The following is a 17,311-nucleotide window of genomic DNA, read 5'->3' as shown; positions in this document are numbered from 1 at the left end:
TTCTGGCTTCAGCACCTGAAGATCACCAGGGGTCGCGCTCGCCCATCACACCGGGTCCCTCACCCAACGCCAACCCAGAGCTGGAACCGGACATCACGCCCAAACGGCCAGAACGCCGGGGCCCTGTGTGGATGGGCGGTTCCGGAATGCCCACGATTTACTCGCACCCGTCTCCGTAATCGTTGACATCGGCGTGAATCGCCTTCTACGGTGACGCCCGTCGCATTGACGAGACGGAACACATCGGGTGTGGCAACAGGCAGTGGTCCCTTCGGCAAGGGGGCCCGGGACCACTGCTCGCAATTCCGGTTCCGGTGGACCACTGGGCCCCCGTCGGTTGCATTTCGCCCCGTCGGCACGCGTCCCGGTGAGCGGGAGCGGGAGGAGTTGTCATGGTACAAAGGTCGGTCTGGTCCCGGAGGAAGTTCCTCGGCACCAGTGCACTCGGTGTTCTCGGGCTCGCAGCGTGCGGGAGCGAGCCCGCGGCCCCGCAGGTGCAGGTGAACGTCCCAGCGGACGTCGTGGAGGCGGCGAACGCGTATCGCGGGTCGAACCTCACGATGCTCTCGCAGAAGTTCTACTCGGAGGCCGGCAACCAGGCCCTCGACCGGTCGTTGCAGGCGTTCGCCCAGGCCACGGGCACCACGATCGAGAACAACCTGGTGCAGGCCGACAGCGGCGACATGGTGGCCAAGACCGAGGCCGAGGTGCGGGCGGGCAATGCCAGGGACCTCGCGTTCTTCACCGACTCCCGGTTCATCGCGCAGTTCCACAACCTCGGCATCCTCACCGACCTCACGGACGTCGTCACCGAACTGACGGCCGAGCTCGGTGAGCCGGCGAGCGAGTCGAAGAACTACTGCCAGTTCGACGGCAAGTGGTACGCGATCCCCTATCACTTCATCGGCATCGGCTCGTTCCTCCGCAAGGACTGGGCGGAGGAGAAGGGCATCCCGCTGAAGGAGTCCTACCGTTGGGACGAACTGCGGGACATCTGTCTGGAGATCTCCGACCCGACGCAGCGACGTTTCGGGTGGGGCATGACGGTGAACCGGTCCGGCGACGGGAACGGGCTCATCGAGAACGTCATCAACAGCTACGGCGGCGCGATCACGTCGAACGACGGGCTGCGGGTCACGTTCAACTCTCCGGAGACGGTCGAGGCGGTGGCGTTCCTGGGTGACATCTACACCAATCCGAAGTACAAGCCGATGCTGCCGCCGGGCATCGAGAGCTGGACGGACTCGAGCAACAACGAGAACTGGCTCGCCGGCATCCTCGGCTACACCCGCAACCAGTACAGCGTCTACGCCGATGCCAAGACCTCGGGCAACCCGGTCCACGAGGTCACGCACGCGTTCATCGACGGCGTCGGCCCGGCCGTCGACCGGCCGATCCTGTTCGGGCAGTCGCAGGCGCTGGTCGTCTTCACCGGCGCGAAGAACCCGGACCTCGCCAAGGAGGTGGCGAAGTACATGGTGAGCGGTCCGCCGCTGCTGAGCATCGCGAAGGAGGCACCCGGCCTGGTGAACCCGGCGTGGGACAAGGTGTGGGACTCCGACCCGTACTACACGAGCGGAGACCCGGCGTTCCCGACGCTCCGCACGATCTCGCAGCAGCCACTGCCGCTGGAGACGAGCACGGGCAATGCGTTCCCGCAGACGCCGAGCCCCGGTGCACAGGCGAGCGTGGCGGCCTACGTGCTCACCGGACATGATGCAGGAGGTCATCCAGGGGGCCCGTCCGGCGGCGGCCGTGGCCGGCGCCTACGAGCGGATGGTCGAGATCTTCGAGCAGCAGGGGCTGCGGCAGTGAGCCGGCTGGAGATGTTGCGGCTTGACACCTACCTGGGAGTACCCGTTGACAGGGTGGTCCGGGCCACATAGTTTGCTGTCGTCGCAGTTAGCGGAAGGCCGTTTCACTAAACGGAATCCGCTCGGATCCGTCCGGCAGGCAGCTGAGATCGATCCCCCACGCCGAACCCGCAGGGCTCTGGGCGCGGAGGTCCCGGTCCGGGACCGGTTACTCCCGAATCCACCGGAGGGGTGCGCCCCTCGCTCCCATTGATACATCGCGTCCGGCTCGCGTTCCCCGCGGCAGGACGCCGGAGGAGTGGTCATGAATCAGCGACTCGAGTTCTCGAGGCGGAAGTTCCTGGGGGCGAGCGCGCTCGGTGTTCTGGGCCTGAGCGCGTGCGGCGGGAACCCACAACCCGTCACCCCCGATGTCCAGGTCACGGTGCCGCAGTCGATCCTCGACGAGGCGGCGCCCTTCCGCGGCGGCACGGTCCGGATGCTGTCGCAGCAGATGTACTCGGACCAGGCCAACCAGGCGCTCGACCAGTCGCTGCAGGCATTCGCCCAGGCCACCGGGACCACGGTGGAGAACAACCTGGTCCAGGCGGACACCGGTGACGTGGTGGCCAAGCTCAGCTCCGAGATCCAGGCCGGTAACGCCCGCGACCTGGCGTTCTTCACCGACGACCGGTTCCTGGCCCAGTTCCACAGCCTCGGCCTCCTGACCGACGTGTCCGACGCCGTCACCGACCTGACGGGAACGCTGGGGGAGCCCGCGAGCGAGGCGAAGAAGTTCTGCCAGTTCGACGGCGCGTGGTACGGCATCCCGTACCACTTCGTCGGCCTCGGCGACTTCATCCGCACCGACTGGCTGGAGGAGAAGGGCATCGCGGTCGCGGACACCTGGACCTACGAGGAGATCCGCGACATCTGCCTGGAGGTCTCCGACCCGGCCCAGCGCGGTTCGGGTGGGGGATGACGGTGAACCGTTCGGGGGACGGCAACTCGTTCATCGAGAGCGTGGTCAACTCCTGGGGCGGGGCGATCACCGCCGAGGACGGACGGACGGTCACGTTCAACTCGCCGGAAACAGTGGAGGGCGTCGCCTTCATCGGCGACATCTTCACCAACCCGAAGTACAAGCCGATGCTGCCGCCGGGCATCGAGAGCTGGACGGACTCGAGCAACAACGAGAACTGGCTCGCCGGGATCCTCGGCTACACCCGCAACCAGTTCAGCGTGTACGCCGACTCGAAGACCAGCGGCAACCCCGTCTATGACGTGACGCACGCCTTCGTCGGCTGCACGGGCCCGGCCGTCGACCGCCCGGTCCGGTACGGGCAGTCCCAGGCGTTGATCGTCTTCCAGGGTGCACAGAGCCCGGACCTGGCGAAGGTGCTGTCGAAGTACCTGGTGAGCGGCACGCCGCTGCTCAACGTCAGCAAGGCCGCCCCCGGCCTGGTCATGCCGACCTGGGAGCAGGTCTGGACATCCGACGACTACTACCTGAACGGGGACCCGGCGTTCCCGATGCTGCACGACATGGCGCACCAGCCGCTGCCGATCACGACCACCACCGGGTACGCGTTCCCGGGCGAGCCGAGCAGCGGACGACAGGCGGTGCTCCAGTCCTACGTGCTGACGGACATGATGCAGAGCGTGCTGCAGGGCGCGTCCCCGCAGGACGCGGTGGCCGCGGCCCACCAGCGGATGGTGCAGATCTTCGAGCAGCAGGGGATCCAGCAATGACCGCACTGCAGACCAGGCCGGCGGCACGCGCGGCCGCAGGCGGACACACAGCGAGCCGCACGCAGCGCGTCCTGGGCAAGGACTGGCGGCTCGCCGCGGGGTTCATGGCGCCCACGGTCGTGCTGGTCACCCTGCTAATCCTGGTGCCGATCGCCCTCTCGGCGGTGCTCAGCACCACGGAGCGGCACGGCGCGGAGACCGTGTTCGTCGGGCTGGACAACTACACGTCGCTCGTCAGCGATTCGCTGTTCCACACCGGCGTGATCAACTCGTTCGTCTTCACCGCCTACGCGGAGATCTTCAAGGTCACCCTCGGGCTGATCGCCGCCCTGCTGCTGCACCACCTGCGCCGCGGACGGGCCGTCGTCGCGGGCATCCTGCTGCTGCCGTGGGTGGTGCCGACCGTCGTCACCGCGTTCACCTGGCGGTCGCTGTTCGACCCGATCTTCGGCAGTGTGAACACTCTCCTGACCGCGTCCGGGATCGGCCCGATGCTCGCCGCGGTGGGGCTGGTGCCCAGCTGGCCCGCCGGCTGGCTGTCGGACGCGACGCTCGCGATGTCGTCGGTGATCCTCGTGAACGTCTGGAAGGGCATCCCGTTCTTCGCGGTCTGCTTCCTGGCCGGGCTGAAGGCGATCGACAACGGCCTGCACGAGGCCGCGATGGTCGACGGGGCGTCGCCGTGGCAGCGGTTCGTGCACGTGACGCTGCCGGGCCTGCGCCACGTCATCATCGTCACCACGCTGCTGTCGTCGATCTGGACGTTCAACAACTTCGACCTGATCTGGCTGATGACGCAGGGCGGCCCGGGTGACGCCACCGCCCCGTACGTGCTGGTCGCCTACTCCAAGGCCATCCAGCAGCTGCAGTTCGGCGCGGGCGCCGCGGTCACGCTGGTGATGGTGCCGGTCATCGGCGTCCTCGTGGTCATCCTCGTGCGGATGATGCGCACCGCGGACGGCCCCGGGACATCCGAGACGCGGCCGAGCCGGCTCACCCGGGGCCAGCGCAAGGCGTTGCCGTGGATCGTGGTCGCCGCGTGCGCCGCGGTGCTGGTGTGGATCTCCCCGCACATCTTCTGGCAGACGACCGTCGTCCTCGGGGTGAGCGTGCTGCTCGCCGCCGTCGTCGGCCGGGTCGCCTCGGCCCTCGGCGCGAGGGGCAAGCGCACCGCGTCCCGGCTCGTGACCGGCACCGGCTCGGGCGTGGCGCTGGCGGTGCTGCTGGTCTTCACCCTCGGCCCGCTGTACTGGATGGTCGTCACGGCGTTCAAGTCCGACCTGCAGATCGTCCAGCGCAGCAGCGACCTGTGGCCGACGCCGTGGAGCACCGAGCAGTTCGTCTCGCTGTTCACCCGCCCGTTCGGCACCTGGTACCTCAACACGATCCTGGTCTCGGCGGCGTCCACGGTGATCGCGCTGATCTGTGCCGCACTGGCCGGGTACGCGCTGGCGCGGCTGAAGTTCCGCGGCGCGCAGGGGTTCACGGTGACCGTGCTGCTCACCTACGTGATGCCCGGCGCGCTGCTGTTCATCCCGCTGTACCAGATGCTCGCGGCGTTCGGGCTGATCGACACCCGGTGGGCGCTCGTCGTCACCTACCCGACGTTCACGCTGCCGTTCGCCACCTGGCTGCTGGTCGGGTACTTCCGGTCGATCCCGGCCGAGCTGGAGGAGTCCGCCCTCGTCGACGGCTGCTCGCGGTTCCAGGCGTTCTACCGGATCGTGCTGCCGCTGGCGAAGCCCGGCCTGCTCGCCGTCGCGCTGTTCACGCTCACCAACGCGTGGAACGAGTTCTTGTTCGCCTTCGTGTTCATCACGAAGGACGAGTACAAGACCCTCCCCGTCGGCATGCAGTCGATGATCTTCGGTGACGTCGTCCCGCAGGGCCAGCTGGCGGCCGCATCACTGCTGATCTCGATCCCGGTGGTGCTCATGTACTCGTTCGGCCAGCGGTTCCTGACCGAAGGCCTGACGGCCGGCGCCGTCAAGGGCTGACATCCCACGAGAAGCCGGCATCCCACGAGAAAAGGAAGAGAGCGACACGACGTGCGCATCGAACCGCGCAAGGAAGACCTCGAGGAACTGACCGCGGCATGGGACGGCGAGCGCTTCGGCTCGGGCCGTCCCCGCGTGCCCGACGACGTGCTGGAGAGCCTGCGCCTTGCCACCACCGAGGAGGCGTGGAGCTGCCTGTTCCAGGCCGGCTACGTGCGGCAGTTCGCCGGGGAGTGGCGCGAGACGCACCCGGGCACCGTCGTCGTCGGCCGGGCGGTCACCGCGCAGTTCCTGCCGCACCGGCCGGACTTCGACGCGGCGATCGTCGCGGCGGGCGAACGGGAGGGCCACCTGGAGGGCGACAAGCAGAACTCCTGGGTGATCGAGACCCTCGAGGGCGGCGACGTCATGGTCGTCGACATCTTCGGCAAGATCGTCGAGGGCACGGTGGTGGGGGACAACCTCGGCACCGCGGTCGCGTCGCGCACCGGCGTCGGCGCCGTGATCGACGGCGGCATCCGTGACCTGCACGGCCTGCAGCAGCTCGAGGGCAACGTCAACATCTTCCACCGCGGGGTCGACCCGACCCCGATCCGCGGCGTCACCCTGGCCGGGATCAACATCCCGATCCGCATCGGCGGAGTGACGGTGCTGCCCGGCGACGTCGTCCTCGGCACGCCGACGGGCATCGCGGTGATCCCGGCGCACCTCGCGGCCGCCGTGGCCGCCGCGAGCGAGGACACCCGGATACGGGACGTGTTCGGCAAGCAGCGGCTCACCGAGCGCCGGTACACCAGCGCACAGATCGACGTCGCGACGTGGAGCGACGAGATCGAATCCGACTTCCAGCAGTGGCGCAAGGAGCGAGAGGCATGACCACGATCACCACCGACGCGAGCACGATCTCCGAGGAGTACATCAGCACGGCGTCCCGGCCGAGCGCCCTGCGCATCACGGACGTGCGGATCGCGAAGCTCGACGGGGTGCCGTTCCGGTCGGCGATCATCCGGATCGACACCAACCAGGGCCTCGTCGGGTACGGCGAGGTGCGCGACCAGGCCAGCGCCACCTACGCGCTGGTGCTCAAGAGCAGGCTGATCGGCGAGAACCCCTGCAACCTGGACAAGGTCTTCCGCAAGATCAAGCAGTTCGGTCACCACGGCCGCCAGGGCGGTGGGGTCTCGGGCATCGAGATGGCGCTGATGGACCTCGCCGGCAAGGCCTACGGCGTGCCGGCGTACGCGCTGGTCGGCGGCAAGTTCCGCGACACCGTCCGCTGCTACGCCGACACCCCGTCGCTGCAGGACCCGCACGCGATGGGTGAGCGGCTGCTGGAGCGCAAGCGGCGCGGGTTCACGATGCTGAAGATGGACGTCGGGATCAGCCTGCTGTGGGACGTCCCCGGCGCGCTGATCGCGCCGACCGGGGCGCGCGAGGACGTCACCACGATGCACCCGTTCTCCGGCATCCAGGTCACCCCGAAGGGCGTGGAGCACCTGACGAACTACGTCGACGTCGTGCGCTCGATCGTGGGCTACGACGTGGCGCTGGCCGCCGACCACTTCGGACACATCGCCGTCGACTCCTGCATCCGGATCGGGCGCGCGCTGGAACCGTTCACGCTGGCGTGGATCGAGGACCTGATCCCGTGGCAGTTCACCGACCAGTGGCGCCAGCTCACCGAGGCCATCGCGGTGCCGACCTGCACGGGTGAGGACATCTACCTCACCGAGAACTTCAAGCCGTTGCTCGACGCGGGCGCCATCCGCGTCGTCCACCCCGACCCCGCGACGTCCGGTGGCATCGCCGAGACCAAGCGGCTGGGCGACTACGCCCAGGAGCGCGGCATCGCGATGGCGCTGCACCTCGCCGCCACCCCGATCGCCACCATGGCGTGCGTCCACCTCGCGGCCGCCACGGAGAACTTTCTCGCGCTGGAGCACCACGCGGCCGACGTGCCGTTCTGGAGCGACCTGGTCACCGGGCTGCCGCAGCCGCTGATCCAGGACGGGCACATCGCGGTGCCCGACACCCCGGGGCTCGGCTTCGGCGACATCAACGAGGACCTGTTCCGCGAGCACCTCGACCAGCGGGACCCGGTGCTCTTCCCGGAGTCCACCCACTGGGACGACGAGTTCAGCCACGACCGGCTGTGGAGCTGACCGCCCGCGGAGGGCACTGACCAGCAGGACGGCCCCGGCCGCTGCGGCGGCCGGGGCCGTCCTGTCCGGGTGCGGCGCCGGAGGGGGCGCCGCACCGCCATGTCGAGGAAGCCCGTGCCGCTCGCGCGTCCGCGGGCGCGCACGGCGGAAAGGGACGTCTCATCGTGTCACGATCGGGGAAGGCCGTGCCGGCCTGGACCGACGTCCGTGTCACCACCGCGGGGGCGCTCGCCCTGTGTCTGACGGCGCCGGGGCAGACCGCCGCGGTGTCGGTGTTCGTCGATCCGATGGCCGCCGACCTCGGGGTGAGCCGGGCCGCGGTGTCGACCGCCTACTTGATCGGGACGCTGGCGGGCGCCGCGGCGCTGCCGCTCGTCGGGCGCGCGATGGACCGCCGCGGCGCGCGCCCGGTGCTGCTCGTCGTCGGCGCGGTGTTCGGCGCCGTCCTCGTCTGCCTGTCGGTCGTCAGCGGTCTGGTCGGCCTCACCGCGGGGTTCGTCGGCATTCGGTTCGCCGGGCAGGGGGCACTGTCGCTGCTCGCCACCACGCTGGTGGCCTATCACGTGCAGCAGCGGCTGGGAACCGCGATCGGCATCGTCACGGCCGTCGGCTCGGCCGGTATCTCGCTCGTGCCGATCGGGCTCGAGGCCCTGATCGCGGAGCACGGCTTCCGCACCGCGTGGCTGGTGCAGGGCATCGCGGTGTGGCTGCTGGTCGTGCCGATCGCGTTGCTCGGGGTGCCCCGGCGCTCGCGCAGGCGTGCTCCGACGGCGCCGCCGCCGGCCACCGGGCAGCAGGCGGGGCGGTCGACGGGCGCGGTTCGGCACGTGATGCGCGTGCCGATGTTCTGGGTGCTCACCGGAGGGGTCGGGGTGCTCGCGCTGGTCGGGACCGCGCTGACCTTCCACCAGGTGGACGTGCTCGGCGAGCGGGGGCTCACGTCGGCCGAGGCGGCCGCGACGTTCCTGCCGCAGACGCTGGCCGGGCTGGCCAGCACGCTGCTGATCGGCATAGTGCTCGACCGGATCTCGCCCCGGCCGGCGATGGTGGGGTCGATGCTCATGCTCGTCGCGGCGCTGGTCGCGGCCGGCTTCCTCGCGCCGGGGTGGGGCGCCGTGCTCTACGGCGTCACGCTCGGCATCGCCGGAAACAGCTTCCGGACCATCGAAGCCGCGGTCCTGCCGCGGTACTTCGGCACCGAGGGGATCGGCGAGATCCGGGGCGTCGTGCACATGATCACCGTCGCCGCGTCGGCGGTGGGGCCACTGCTGCTGGCGCTCGGGCACGCGGCGGTGGGCACTTACCGCCCGGTGCTGCTGGCGCTGACGCTGCTCCCGATCGGGCTCCTCGCGGGCATCCTGCTCGTGCGCGAACCCCGGCCGCATCAGCTGCCGAGCAGGTCCTGCCAGTAGGTGTTCGCGCTCTCCAGATGCGCGTCGAGCAGCTCCACGGCGCGCTCCTCGTCGCGCCGCAGGACGGCTTCGAAGATCTGCTGGTGCTGCACGTAGGACTGCTTGCGGCGGTCGGGGCTGCGGAAGAAGTACTCCGCCCGCCGTGCGGTCATGAGGTAGAAGATGTCGACCAGGCGCAGGAGCACGGTGTTCTGGGTGGCCTTGACGAGGCCGCAGTGAAAGGCGCGGTCGAGCTCGGCGACCGGGCCTTCTCCCGTGATGGCCTCCTCCCAGTCGCCCAGGCAGGCCTGCAGCGCCGCGATGTTCTCGGCGCGGTGCCTGCGGCACGCGAGCCGGATGGCCTCGAGCTCCTGGATGCGCCGCACCTCGACGGTCTGGCTGAGCTCGTCGCGCGTCAGCGGGATGCCGACCTCGGCGAACAGCCGGAGCGCCTCGATGCTCGCCGACTCGGGCGTCATGTAGATGCCGGACTTGGGCCTGCGCTCGATCAGCCGGAGCGCCTCGAGCACCGACAGGGCCTCGCGGATCTGGGGGCGGCCGGCCTGGAAGCGCTCGGCGAGCTCACGTTCCGAGGGCGCCCGCTCGTTGGGGCCGTAGCCCCGCGAGAGCAGGAACGGGACGAGCTCCGCCACCAGCACGTGCTGTTCCTTCATCCCGGCTCCTTCTCGCGCGACGACCAGCACCAGATATCAGACGTCTGGTCTTCCAATCTGGTCTGTCCAGATGCTACCGTTTCCGCCACGGTCCCGATCGACGACGAGGTGGCGGCCATGGACGAACCGATCCGGTTCGGTCCCGTGCCGCCGGGCCGGCGCCGTCAGCGGGACCCGGTCCGCAGGCCCTCCGTCGCTCTCCTCAACGGATCGCGCCCGTCGTCCTGACGCCGTCGCGCCGTGCACTCCCGCGGGGCACCGCCGCCCCGGGCTCGCTTGGGTTTCCACGTCGAGAGGAGTTCCGATGCCCGACGCACTCGACCCGTCCGTCCTTGAAGCGCTGAAGAAGTACGACTCCCCGACCCTGTCCAACGCGATCGAGACGTTCGACGTCCGACCGCGGGACGAGGGCTACGTGAGCCACGAGGTGCGGTGCATGTTCCCGGACCTCGGGGTGATGGTCGGTTACGCCGCCACCGCCACCATCCGGGCCCGCGGCAGTGCACCGAGCGACCCGGAGCCGCTCGCCGCGCACGTGCGCGCGGTGCTCGGTCCGCGGATCGTCGTGGTCCAGGACCTGGACGACCCGCCCGCCCACGGATCGCTGTGGGGCGAGGTGATGGCCACGACCTACACCGCGCTCGGCTGCGTCGGCACCGTCACCGACGGGTGCGTCCGCGACCTGGACGAGGCGCGCGCCATCGGCTTCCAGTTCTTCGCACGGGCTGTCGGCGTCTCCCATGGCTACATCCGCACCGAGACCGTCGGGGAGCCGGTGACGGTCGGTGGCCTCACCGTCCACCCCGGCGACCTGCTGCAAGCCGACCAGCACGGCGTGCTGCTGATCCCCGCGGAGATCGCGGCCGACCTGCCTGCGGCCGCCGACCGCGTGATCGCCGCCGAGCAGGAGTTCATCGGGTGGGTGCGCTCGCCCGGGTTCGACCCCGACCAGCTGGCCGAGCGGCGCGCGACGCTGAAGAAGGCCATTTCCGAATAGCTCGCACGTCATACGCCCGTTCGACTCGTCGAACGGCTGTCGGCGCACGCCCGTACCACGGAGAAATTCGCCTTGCCCCACTGTTAGCCCGGAGGACGATTCGCGATGACCAGAAACGTGGTCGAGCGTCCGGAGCGCATTCCACCGGACGACCGTCCCGGCACATCCCGGCGCGCGGAGAAGACGCCGTGGCCGGCCCGCCTGCCGCCGCTGGCGAACTGGCCGGTGATCTTCGCCATTCCGTTCGTCATCACGACGCTGCTGATCGTCGTCTATCCCGTCGTCTATGGGTTCTGGCTCGGCGGTGACCCGGATCTGTACGCGGACCTGTTCACCGACGAGACCTACCTGTGGTCCGTGTGGAACACGATCCTGTTCGTGGGCCTCGGGGTGAACGTCAAGCTCGTGCTCGCGCTCCTGTTGTCCGGGTTCTTCGCGCTGGGCGCGTGGTGGATACGCGGCCTGCTCGCGGTCAGCCTGCTGCCATGGGCGATCCCCGCGGTGCCCGCCCTGCTGTCGATCCACTGGATGCTCAACTCGCAGTGGGGAATGCTGGGCACGTTGCTCGGCACCGTGGGTGTCCCGAACCCGAACTGGCTGGTCGACTACTCCTGGGGGATGACGGCGGCCATCGGGGCCCACGTCTGGAAATGGCTCCCGTTCTGGACCCTCATCATGCTCGCCGCCCGCATGGCGATTCCGCAGGACGTCTATGAGGCGGCGGCCGTGGACGGCGCGACCGGGCTGAAGCGCTTCTTCTGGGTGACGTTCCCGATGCTCAGCAACGTGTTCCTCACGAGCGCCCTGCTCTCCACGATCTGGACGCTCTCCGACTACAACAGCATTCACTTCATCACCGGCGGCGGGCCGGCCGACTCCACGCACGTGCTCGCCACCCTGGGCATCCGCTACGCCTTCGGCACCGGCGACATCGAGCAGGGCATCGCCGTGGCGCTCAGCGCGCTCCCGGTGATCATCCCGCTGATCGTCGTGCTGGTGCGCCGCCTCGGACGGGAGGGGTCGTGATGGCGACGACGACGATGGGCACGCCCGCGGCGCGGTTGCGCCGCAACATCGGGCTCGCGGTGGTCGCGATCCTCGTCCTGGTCTGGACGCTGCTGCCCATCTACCACATGGTGATGATGGCGCTCAGTCCCGACGGGGAGGTGTTCGAGCAGCATCTGTGGCCGGCGAACCCGACGCTGGAGAACTTCTGGACCGTTCTCACCGCGGGTGACCACTTCATCGACCAGTTCTGGCAGCAGACGTGGAACAGCATCTGGGTCGCCGTGGCCACGACGGTGCTGGTGCTCGCCATCGGCACGCTCGCGAGCTTCACGATCGCCCGGCTGCGGCCCCGCTGGGGCAACTCGTTGTCGAACGCCGCGCTCGCCACGTACGTCATCCCGACGTCGTTCCTGGCGATCCCGCTCTACCAGGCGATGGCGAGCTACAGCCTGCTCGACACGTCGTGGGCGCTGATCTTCTCGATGACGGCGTTCGCGTCACCGTACGCGATGTGGGTCTTCACCCAGTACGCGAAGTCCGGCATTCCGCTGGAACTGGACGAGTCGGCCCGGGTCGACGGGGCCACGAACTGGCAGATCTATTTCCGGATCTACCTCCCGCTGATGAAGCCCGTGCTCGTGGCGATCGGCACCTACGCGATGCTCAGCGCGTGGAACGAGTACCTGCTCGCGTTCCTGCTGCTGAACTCCGAGGAGAACATGACGTTGCCGGTGGCGCTCGGTTCGTTCCTCAACACCGACCAGGTGCCGTGGAACCTGCTGATGGCGACGTCGCTGTTCTACGCCGTTCCGCCGGTGATCATCTACTACGTGTTCCGCAAGAACGTCACCAGCGGCCTGACCGCCGGTGGTGTGAAGACGTGACCCCGCTCGATGTGAGGAAGGAATGGCGATGACCAGAAAGCACCAGCGCGCCTCGTCCCTCGGACGGCGGGACTTCCTGCGCGCCGCGGGGCTGCTCGCCGCGGGCGCCTCGACCGTGCCGCTGCTGTCGTCCTGCGGCAGTTCCGGCGCTGCCAGCAGCGACGCCCTCGTCGTGTGGTGGAACCAGGGCTTCTACCCCGCCGAGGACGAGGCGGTCGTGGAGGTCGGCCGGGCGTGGGAGCAGCAGTCCGGCAGCAAGCTCGACCTGCAGTTCTACGGCACCCAGGACATCCCGCAGAAGGAGCAGAGCGCGGTCGCCGCGGGCAACACGCCGGACATCCTGTTCGCCGAGAAGGGCCTGACGCCGAAGCACGCCTGGGAGGGCCTGCTCGCCGACGTCACGCCGGTGATCGAGTCGGTGAACCTGACCGAGGGCGCGCTGCGGTCGGCGCGGCTGTACAACAACGAGGCCGGGGCGGCCTCGTACTACTCGGCGCCGCTGTGGCAGTTCACCGTGTCGCTGTTCCACTGGCGCAGCATGCTCACCGACGTCGGGATCGACCACGCCCAGGCGCCCCGCGACTGGGCGGGGTACTGGCAGTTCTGGAAGGACGCGCAGGACGCCTACCGCGGCCGCGGTAACAACGACGTGTTCGCCGTCGGCTGGCCGATGGGCACGGCCGCGGGCGACACCAACTACGACACCCAGCAGGCGCTGCTGTCGTACGGGGTGGAGCTGCTCGACGACCAGAACAACCTGCGCACCACCGACGACGTGCGCCGAGGTGTCGCCGACGCGCTGGGCTGGATCGCGGACCTGCACAAGCAGGGCTACACGCCGGGTGACTCCGTCAACTGGCAGGACAGCAGCAACAACACGTACTTCCTCAACCGGTCGGTGCTGTGCACCCCGAACGGGTCGCTGTCCATGCCCGGCGCGGTGAAGGAGGACAACCCGGAGCAGTGGCAGGACATCGTCACCACGGGCTTCCCGGAGCGCGCCGTGGGCGGCGCGATGCCGTCGATCACCCTCGTGCACGAGGCGATGGTGTTCGAGGCGAGCGAGAAGAAGGACATGGCGCTCGACTTTCTCACGTTCGCCATGCGGCCGGAGAACATGGTCACGATCCTCAAGGGCGGTCAGGCCCGCTGGTTCCCGGTGCACACCGAGCTGCTCGAGGACCCGTTCTTCGCCCAGTCCGACGACCCGAACATCCAGGCCGTCGTCGAGCAGCTGCGTGGACCCACCGTCCCGTCCTGGCCGAACCTGAGCCCGGCGTACGCGCAGGCCGAAAACCTGCAGGTATGGGGTAACGCGCTCGGGCGGATTGCGCTGCAGGGGGAGTCGCCCGAGGCGGCCGCCGACTGGGCGCTGGAGCAGATCCAGGAGCAGTTCGAGGACTACGACCGCGGCTGACCGACGAAGGGGCTCCAAGTGAAGATCACAGCCGTCCGCTGCGTGGAGTACACCGGCACCATGGACCATCCGGGCGCGTTCTGGGAGGAACGCCTGATCCGCCCGGTCGACATCTACCCGCAGTTCCGGGCCGACGGCCCCTGGTTCCTGCCGCCCACGGGCTCCGGCTCCTACCGCATGACGTCGGTGTTCGTGCACATCGAGACCGACGACGGGGTCACCGGGACCGCCGGCCCGATCACGCGGGAGCAGGCCCACCTCATCGACACGGGCTTCGCGCCCCTGCTGATGAGCCAGGACCCGCTGGCCACCGAGTACCTGTGGGACGTCATGTACCGCTTCGCGGTGCACGGCCGCAAGGGCGTCGAGATGATGGCGATCAGCGCCCTCGACTGCGCGCTGTGGGACCTCAAGGGCCGTCACTTCGGGGTGCCCGTATACGTCCTGCTCGGCGGCCCGGTGCGCGACGCGATCCCCGCCTACGCCTCGGCCCTGGGGTACTCGCTCGACCTGGACAAGGCGCGGGAGCGGGCCGCGGAGATCGTGGGCCAGGGGTTCACTGCCACGAAGTGGTTCCCGCGGCACGGGCCCACCGATGGCAAGGCCGGGATGGAGGCCAACGTCGCGCTGATCGCGGCACTGCGCGAGACGGTGGGGCCGGACGTCGACATCATGGTCGACGCCTGGATGTCGTGGGATGTGCCGTACGCGCTGCGGATGGGGGAGCGCCTGGCGGAGTTCGCGCCGCGGTGGATCGAGGAGCCGGTCATGCCGGACAAGCCCCACTCGTACGCCGAGATCACCCGCCGGATGCGCAGCGACATCCTGGTGTCGGGCGCAGAGCACGAGTACACCCGCTGGGGCATCCATCAGCTCATGGCCGCCGGCGCCATGCACCTCTACCAGCCCGACACGTACTGGGCGGGCGGCATCAGCGAGATGCTCAAGATCGCCGCGCTCGCGAGCGCTTACGACGTGCAGCTCATCCCGCACGGCCACTCGGTGCCGGCGAACACGCACTTCAGCTTCGCCCAGCCGGCGACGCTCACACCGATGGTCGAGTACCTGCTCAAGTGGAACGTGATCCACCAGTGGTTCCTCGCCCACCCGCTCCACCCCGTGGACGGGAAGGTGACCCCGCCGACCGAGCCCGGCCTCGGAATGGACCTCGACGCGGACAAGATCGAGGGCAAGCGGGAGCTGAGCTTCTCGTGACGGTTTCCCACTCCCGAGGGTTGACACGGCCAATGGGCCGAGTAGGTTAAGTAGACAGACAAAACAAATTCTCAGCGAATTTCGGGCGTGATCTCTTTCCACGGGAGGCCAGTTCGCGCATGGACACGATCGCCTGTCTCAGCCCGTTCACCGAACACCAGGTCCGGGAGCTCGCCGGTACCGATGACGTGAAGGTGCTCCTGGTGCCCGACCCGCCCGCGCCGGAGGCCGTCCGGGAGGTGGTGTCGGCAGCCGACATCGTCATCAGCGACATGCGGCACAAGCACCGGCTCGACCGCGACACGATCGCCGCGATGCGCCGGTGCCGGCTGATTCAGCAGCCCGCCGTGGGGTTCGACGTGATCGACCACCGGGCCGCCGCCGAGTTCGGCATCCCACTGGCCAACGCGGCGGGCTTCAACGCCGACACCGTCGCCGACTGGACGTTGATGGGAATGCTCACCGTCGTCCGGCACGGCGCGCGGGCCGACCGGGAGATGCGGGCGGGCGGCTGGCGCCCCGCCGACCTGCGGGCGCAGGACATGCGGGCGCTGACCGTCGGCATCGTCGGCATGGGCAACATCGGACGGCAGGTGGCCGCCCGGCTCGCCGGGTTCGGCTCGCGGATCCTCTACTCCGACGTCGTCGAGCGCGACCTGCCCGGCTGCGAGCGGGTGTCGTTCGAGCGGCTGCTGGAGATCTCGGACATCGTCACGCTCCACGTACCCCTCGACGGGGCGTCCCGCGCCCTGATCGGGCGCGCCGAGCTGGCGCGGATGCGGCCCGGCGCGATCCTGTGCAATGCCAGCCGCGGCCCGATCGTGGACGAGGCGGCGCTGGTGGAGGCGCTCGAGTCCGGCCATCTGGGCGGGGCCGCGCTCGACGTGTTCGAGGTCGAGCCGCTGGCGGCCGACTCGCCGCTGCGGCGCATGGACAACGTCTTCCTCAACCCGCACATCGCGGGCGGGTCCGATCAGGCGCGGGTGAACCTGCTCGATCAGACCGCCGCGAACATCCGTCGCGTCCTGGCCGGGGAGCCACCGGTCAACGTGGTCAACGGCCTGTGACGCACCGAACCGGCAACGACGAGTAGGGAGAGATCGTGGGTAGGACTTTGCGTGAGCTGTGGGACGGCAACGAGGCGACGATCGGCGGCTGGTGCTCGATCCCCAGCCCGTTCTCCGCGGAGATGATGGGCCGCTGCGGCTTCGACTGGGTCTGCATCGACACCCAGCACGGGGTGATCGGCTACGACCAGATGATGCCGATGCTGCAGGCGCTGTCGATCACGAGGACACCGGCGTTCGTCCGCGTGCCGTGGAACCAGCCCGACCACATCATGAAGGCGCTCGACGCCGGTGCGCAGGGCGTGATCGTGCCGATGGTGAGCACGGAGGAGGACGCGCGGGCCGCGGTGACGGCGGCGAAGTACCCGCCGGCCGGCACCCGCAGCTGGGGGCCGATCCGGGCCGCGCTCGACGTCGACGACTACAGCGCCGAGGTCGGCAACCGGCGCACGATCGTCGCGGTGATGATCGAGACGCCGGGCGGGGTCGATAACCTCGACGCGATCCTGGCCGTGCCCGGCGTGGACGCGGTCTACGTGGGCCCGTCGGACCTCGCACTCGGCCACGGCATGACGCCCACCCTGTCCGTCAGCGACCCGGAGCACGAGCGGCTGATCGAGGCGATCGTCGACGGCTGCCGCCGCCACGGCGTCGTCGCCGGGATCCACTGCGACAGCGTCGAGACCGTGCGCCGCTGGCACGCCCGCGGGTACGGCATGTTCACCGTCGGCTCGGACGCCGCGCTGATGCGGCAGGCGGCCACGGCCGTCGTCGCGCAGGCGTTCGAGGGTAGCCGGGAGGTCGTGCTCCCGAAGACGGGGCAGTACGCATGAGTAGCCCTGTGTCAAGCCGCCGCCGGTTGATCTTGGTTGAGGAGTCGTTGGAGGGCTCCGTGGCGGGCGGGGTCGTAGGTGGTGTGGTCGTGCCAGCAGTGCCAGATGACGTAGAGCCAGG

At 69.3% G+C, this 17,311-nt stretch carries 15 protein-coding genes; 14 read left to right on the top strand and 1 reads right to left on the bottom strand.

The genetic code is table 11. The annotated features are described in order from the left end of the window. Window positions 1-500: 500 nt before the first annotated feature. From KME75_RS30920 to KME75_RS30895, 7 genes are all read left to right on the top strand, one after another. Window positions 501-1,886, top strand: coding sequence for an ABC transporter substrate-binding protein (locus tag KME75_RS30920; protein WP_308283254.1), 1,386 nt, complete (start codon window positions 501-503; stop codon window positions 1,884-1,886). A gap of 232 nt (window positions 1,887-2,118) precedes the next feature. Continuing rightward, window positions 2,119-2,775 (top strand): ABC transporter substrate-binding protein, encoded by a 657-nt coding sequence (locus KME75_RS43935; protein ID WP_246633171.1) that lies wholly within the window; start codon window positions 2,119-2,121, stop codon window positions 2,773-2,775. Continuing rightward, on the top strand, window positions 2,772-3,545 hold the full coding sequence (locus KME75_RS43930; RefSeq protein WP_246633170.1) for a type 2 periplasmic-binding domain-containing protein: 774 nt from the start codon (window positions 2,772-2,774) through the stop codon (window positions 3,543-3,545). The genes KME75_RS43935 and KME75_RS43930 overlap by 4 nt, the downstream gene beginning before the upstream one ends. Further along, entirely contained in the window at window positions 3,542-5,542 is a 2,001-nt protein-coding gene (locus KME75_RS30910; protein ID WP_219418465.1) for an ABC transporter permease, read from the top strand. The genes KME75_RS43930 and KME75_RS30910 overlap by 4 nt, the downstream gene beginning before the upstream one ends. A gap of 51 nt (window positions 5,543-5,593) precedes the next feature. Beyond that, window positions 5,594-6,418, top strand: a complete 825-nt coding sequence (locus KME75_RS30905) for an RraA family protein (RefSeq protein WP_219418464.1) — start codon at window positions 5,594-5,596, stop codon at window positions 6,416-6,418. Then, window positions 6,415-7,704 (top strand): mandelate racemase/muconate lactonizing enzyme family protein, encoded by a 1,290-nt coding sequence (locus KME75_RS30900; RefSeq protein WP_219418463.1) that lies wholly within the window; start codon window positions 6,415-6,417, stop codon window positions 7,702-7,704. Before KME75_RS30905 ends, KME75_RS30900 begins: the two co-directional genes overlap by 4 nt. A 164-nt stretch (window positions 7,705-7,868) precedes the next feature. Then, on the top strand, window positions 7,869-9,116 hold the full coding sequence (locus KME75_RS30895) for an MFS transporter (protein ID WP_219418462.1): 1,248 nt from the start codon (window positions 7,869-7,871) through the stop codon (window positions 9,114-9,116). On the opposite strand, the gene KME75_RS30890 is transcribed toward KME75_RS30895, so the two are convergent. Further along, entirely contained in the window at window positions 9,089-9,769 is a 681-nt protein-coding gene (locus tag KME75_RS30890) for a FadR/GntR family transcriptional regulator (protein WP_219418461.1), read from the bottom strand. The genes KME75_RS30895 and KME75_RS30890 overlap by 28 nt on opposite strands. A gap of 304 nt (window positions 9,770-10,073) precedes the next feature. On the opposite strand from KME75_RS30890, the gene KME75_RS30885 reads away from it, so the two are divergent. The 7 genes from KME75_RS30885 to KME75_RS30855 all read left to right on the top strand — a co-directional run bounded on the left by KME75_RS30885 (window position 10,074) and on the right by KME75_RS30855 (window position 17,190). Next, the gene (locus tag KME75_RS30885; protein WP_219418460.1) at window positions 10,074-10,766 is read left to right on the top strand and encodes an RraA family protein; all 693 of its coding nucleotides are present in this window, start codon (window positions 10,074-10,076) and stop codon (window positions 10,764-10,766) included. Window positions 10,767-10,871: 105 nt separating this feature from the next. Beyond that, complete coding sequence (locus KME75_RS30880; RefSeq protein ID WP_219418459.1) at window positions 10,872-11,792, top strand: carbohydrate ABC transporter permease; 921 nt, start codon at window positions 10,872-10,874, stop codon at window positions 11,790-11,792. Continuing rightward, the gene (locus KME75_RS30875) at window positions 11,792-12,658 is read left to right on the top strand and encodes a carbohydrate ABC transporter permease (protein ID WP_219418458.1); all 867 of its coding nucleotides are present in this window, start codon (window positions 11,792-11,794) and stop codon (window positions 12,656-12,658) included. Before KME75_RS30880 ends, KME75_RS30875 begins: the two co-directional genes overlap by 1 nt. A gap of 28 nt (window positions 12,659-12,686) precedes the next feature. After that, the gene (locus KME75_RS30870; protein ID WP_219418457.1) at window positions 12,687-14,075 is read left to right on the top strand and encodes an ABC transporter substrate-binding protein; all 1,389 of its coding nucleotides are present in this window, start codon (window positions 12,687-12,689) and stop codon (window positions 14,073-14,075) included. Between the two features lie 18 nt (window positions 14,076-14,093). Further along, a complete protein-coding gene (locus KME75_RS30865) occupies window positions 14,094-15,290 on the top strand; it encodes an enolase C-terminal domain-like protein (protein ID WP_219418456.1) in 1,197 nt (398 codons plus the stop codon). A gap of 119 nt (window positions 15,291-15,409) precedes the next feature. After that, window positions 15,410-16,357, top strand: a complete 948-nt coding sequence (locus KME75_RS30860; protein WP_219418455.1) for a 2-hydroxyacid dehydrogenase — start codon at window positions 15,410-15,412, stop codon at window positions 16,355-16,357. 35 nt (window positions 16,358-16,392) lie between these two features. Further along, window positions 16,393-17,190 carry an HpcH/HpaI aldolase family protein gene (locus tag KME75_RS30855; protein ID WP_219418454.1) on the top strand — a complete coding sequence of 266 codons (798 nt, stop codon included), beginning with the start codon at window positions 16,393-16,395 and terminating at the stop codon, window positions 17,188-17,190. The last annotated feature ends 121 nt before the right edge of the window (window positions 17,191-17,311 follow it).

This window comes from Pseudonocardia nigra, from assembly GCF_019396355.1.
Classification (GTDB): Bacteria; Actinomycetota; Actinomycetes; order Mycobacteriales; family Pseudonocardiaceae; genus Pseudonocardia; species Pseudonocardia nigra.
This window is presented reverse-complemented; position numbering and strand designations above follow the sequence as displayed.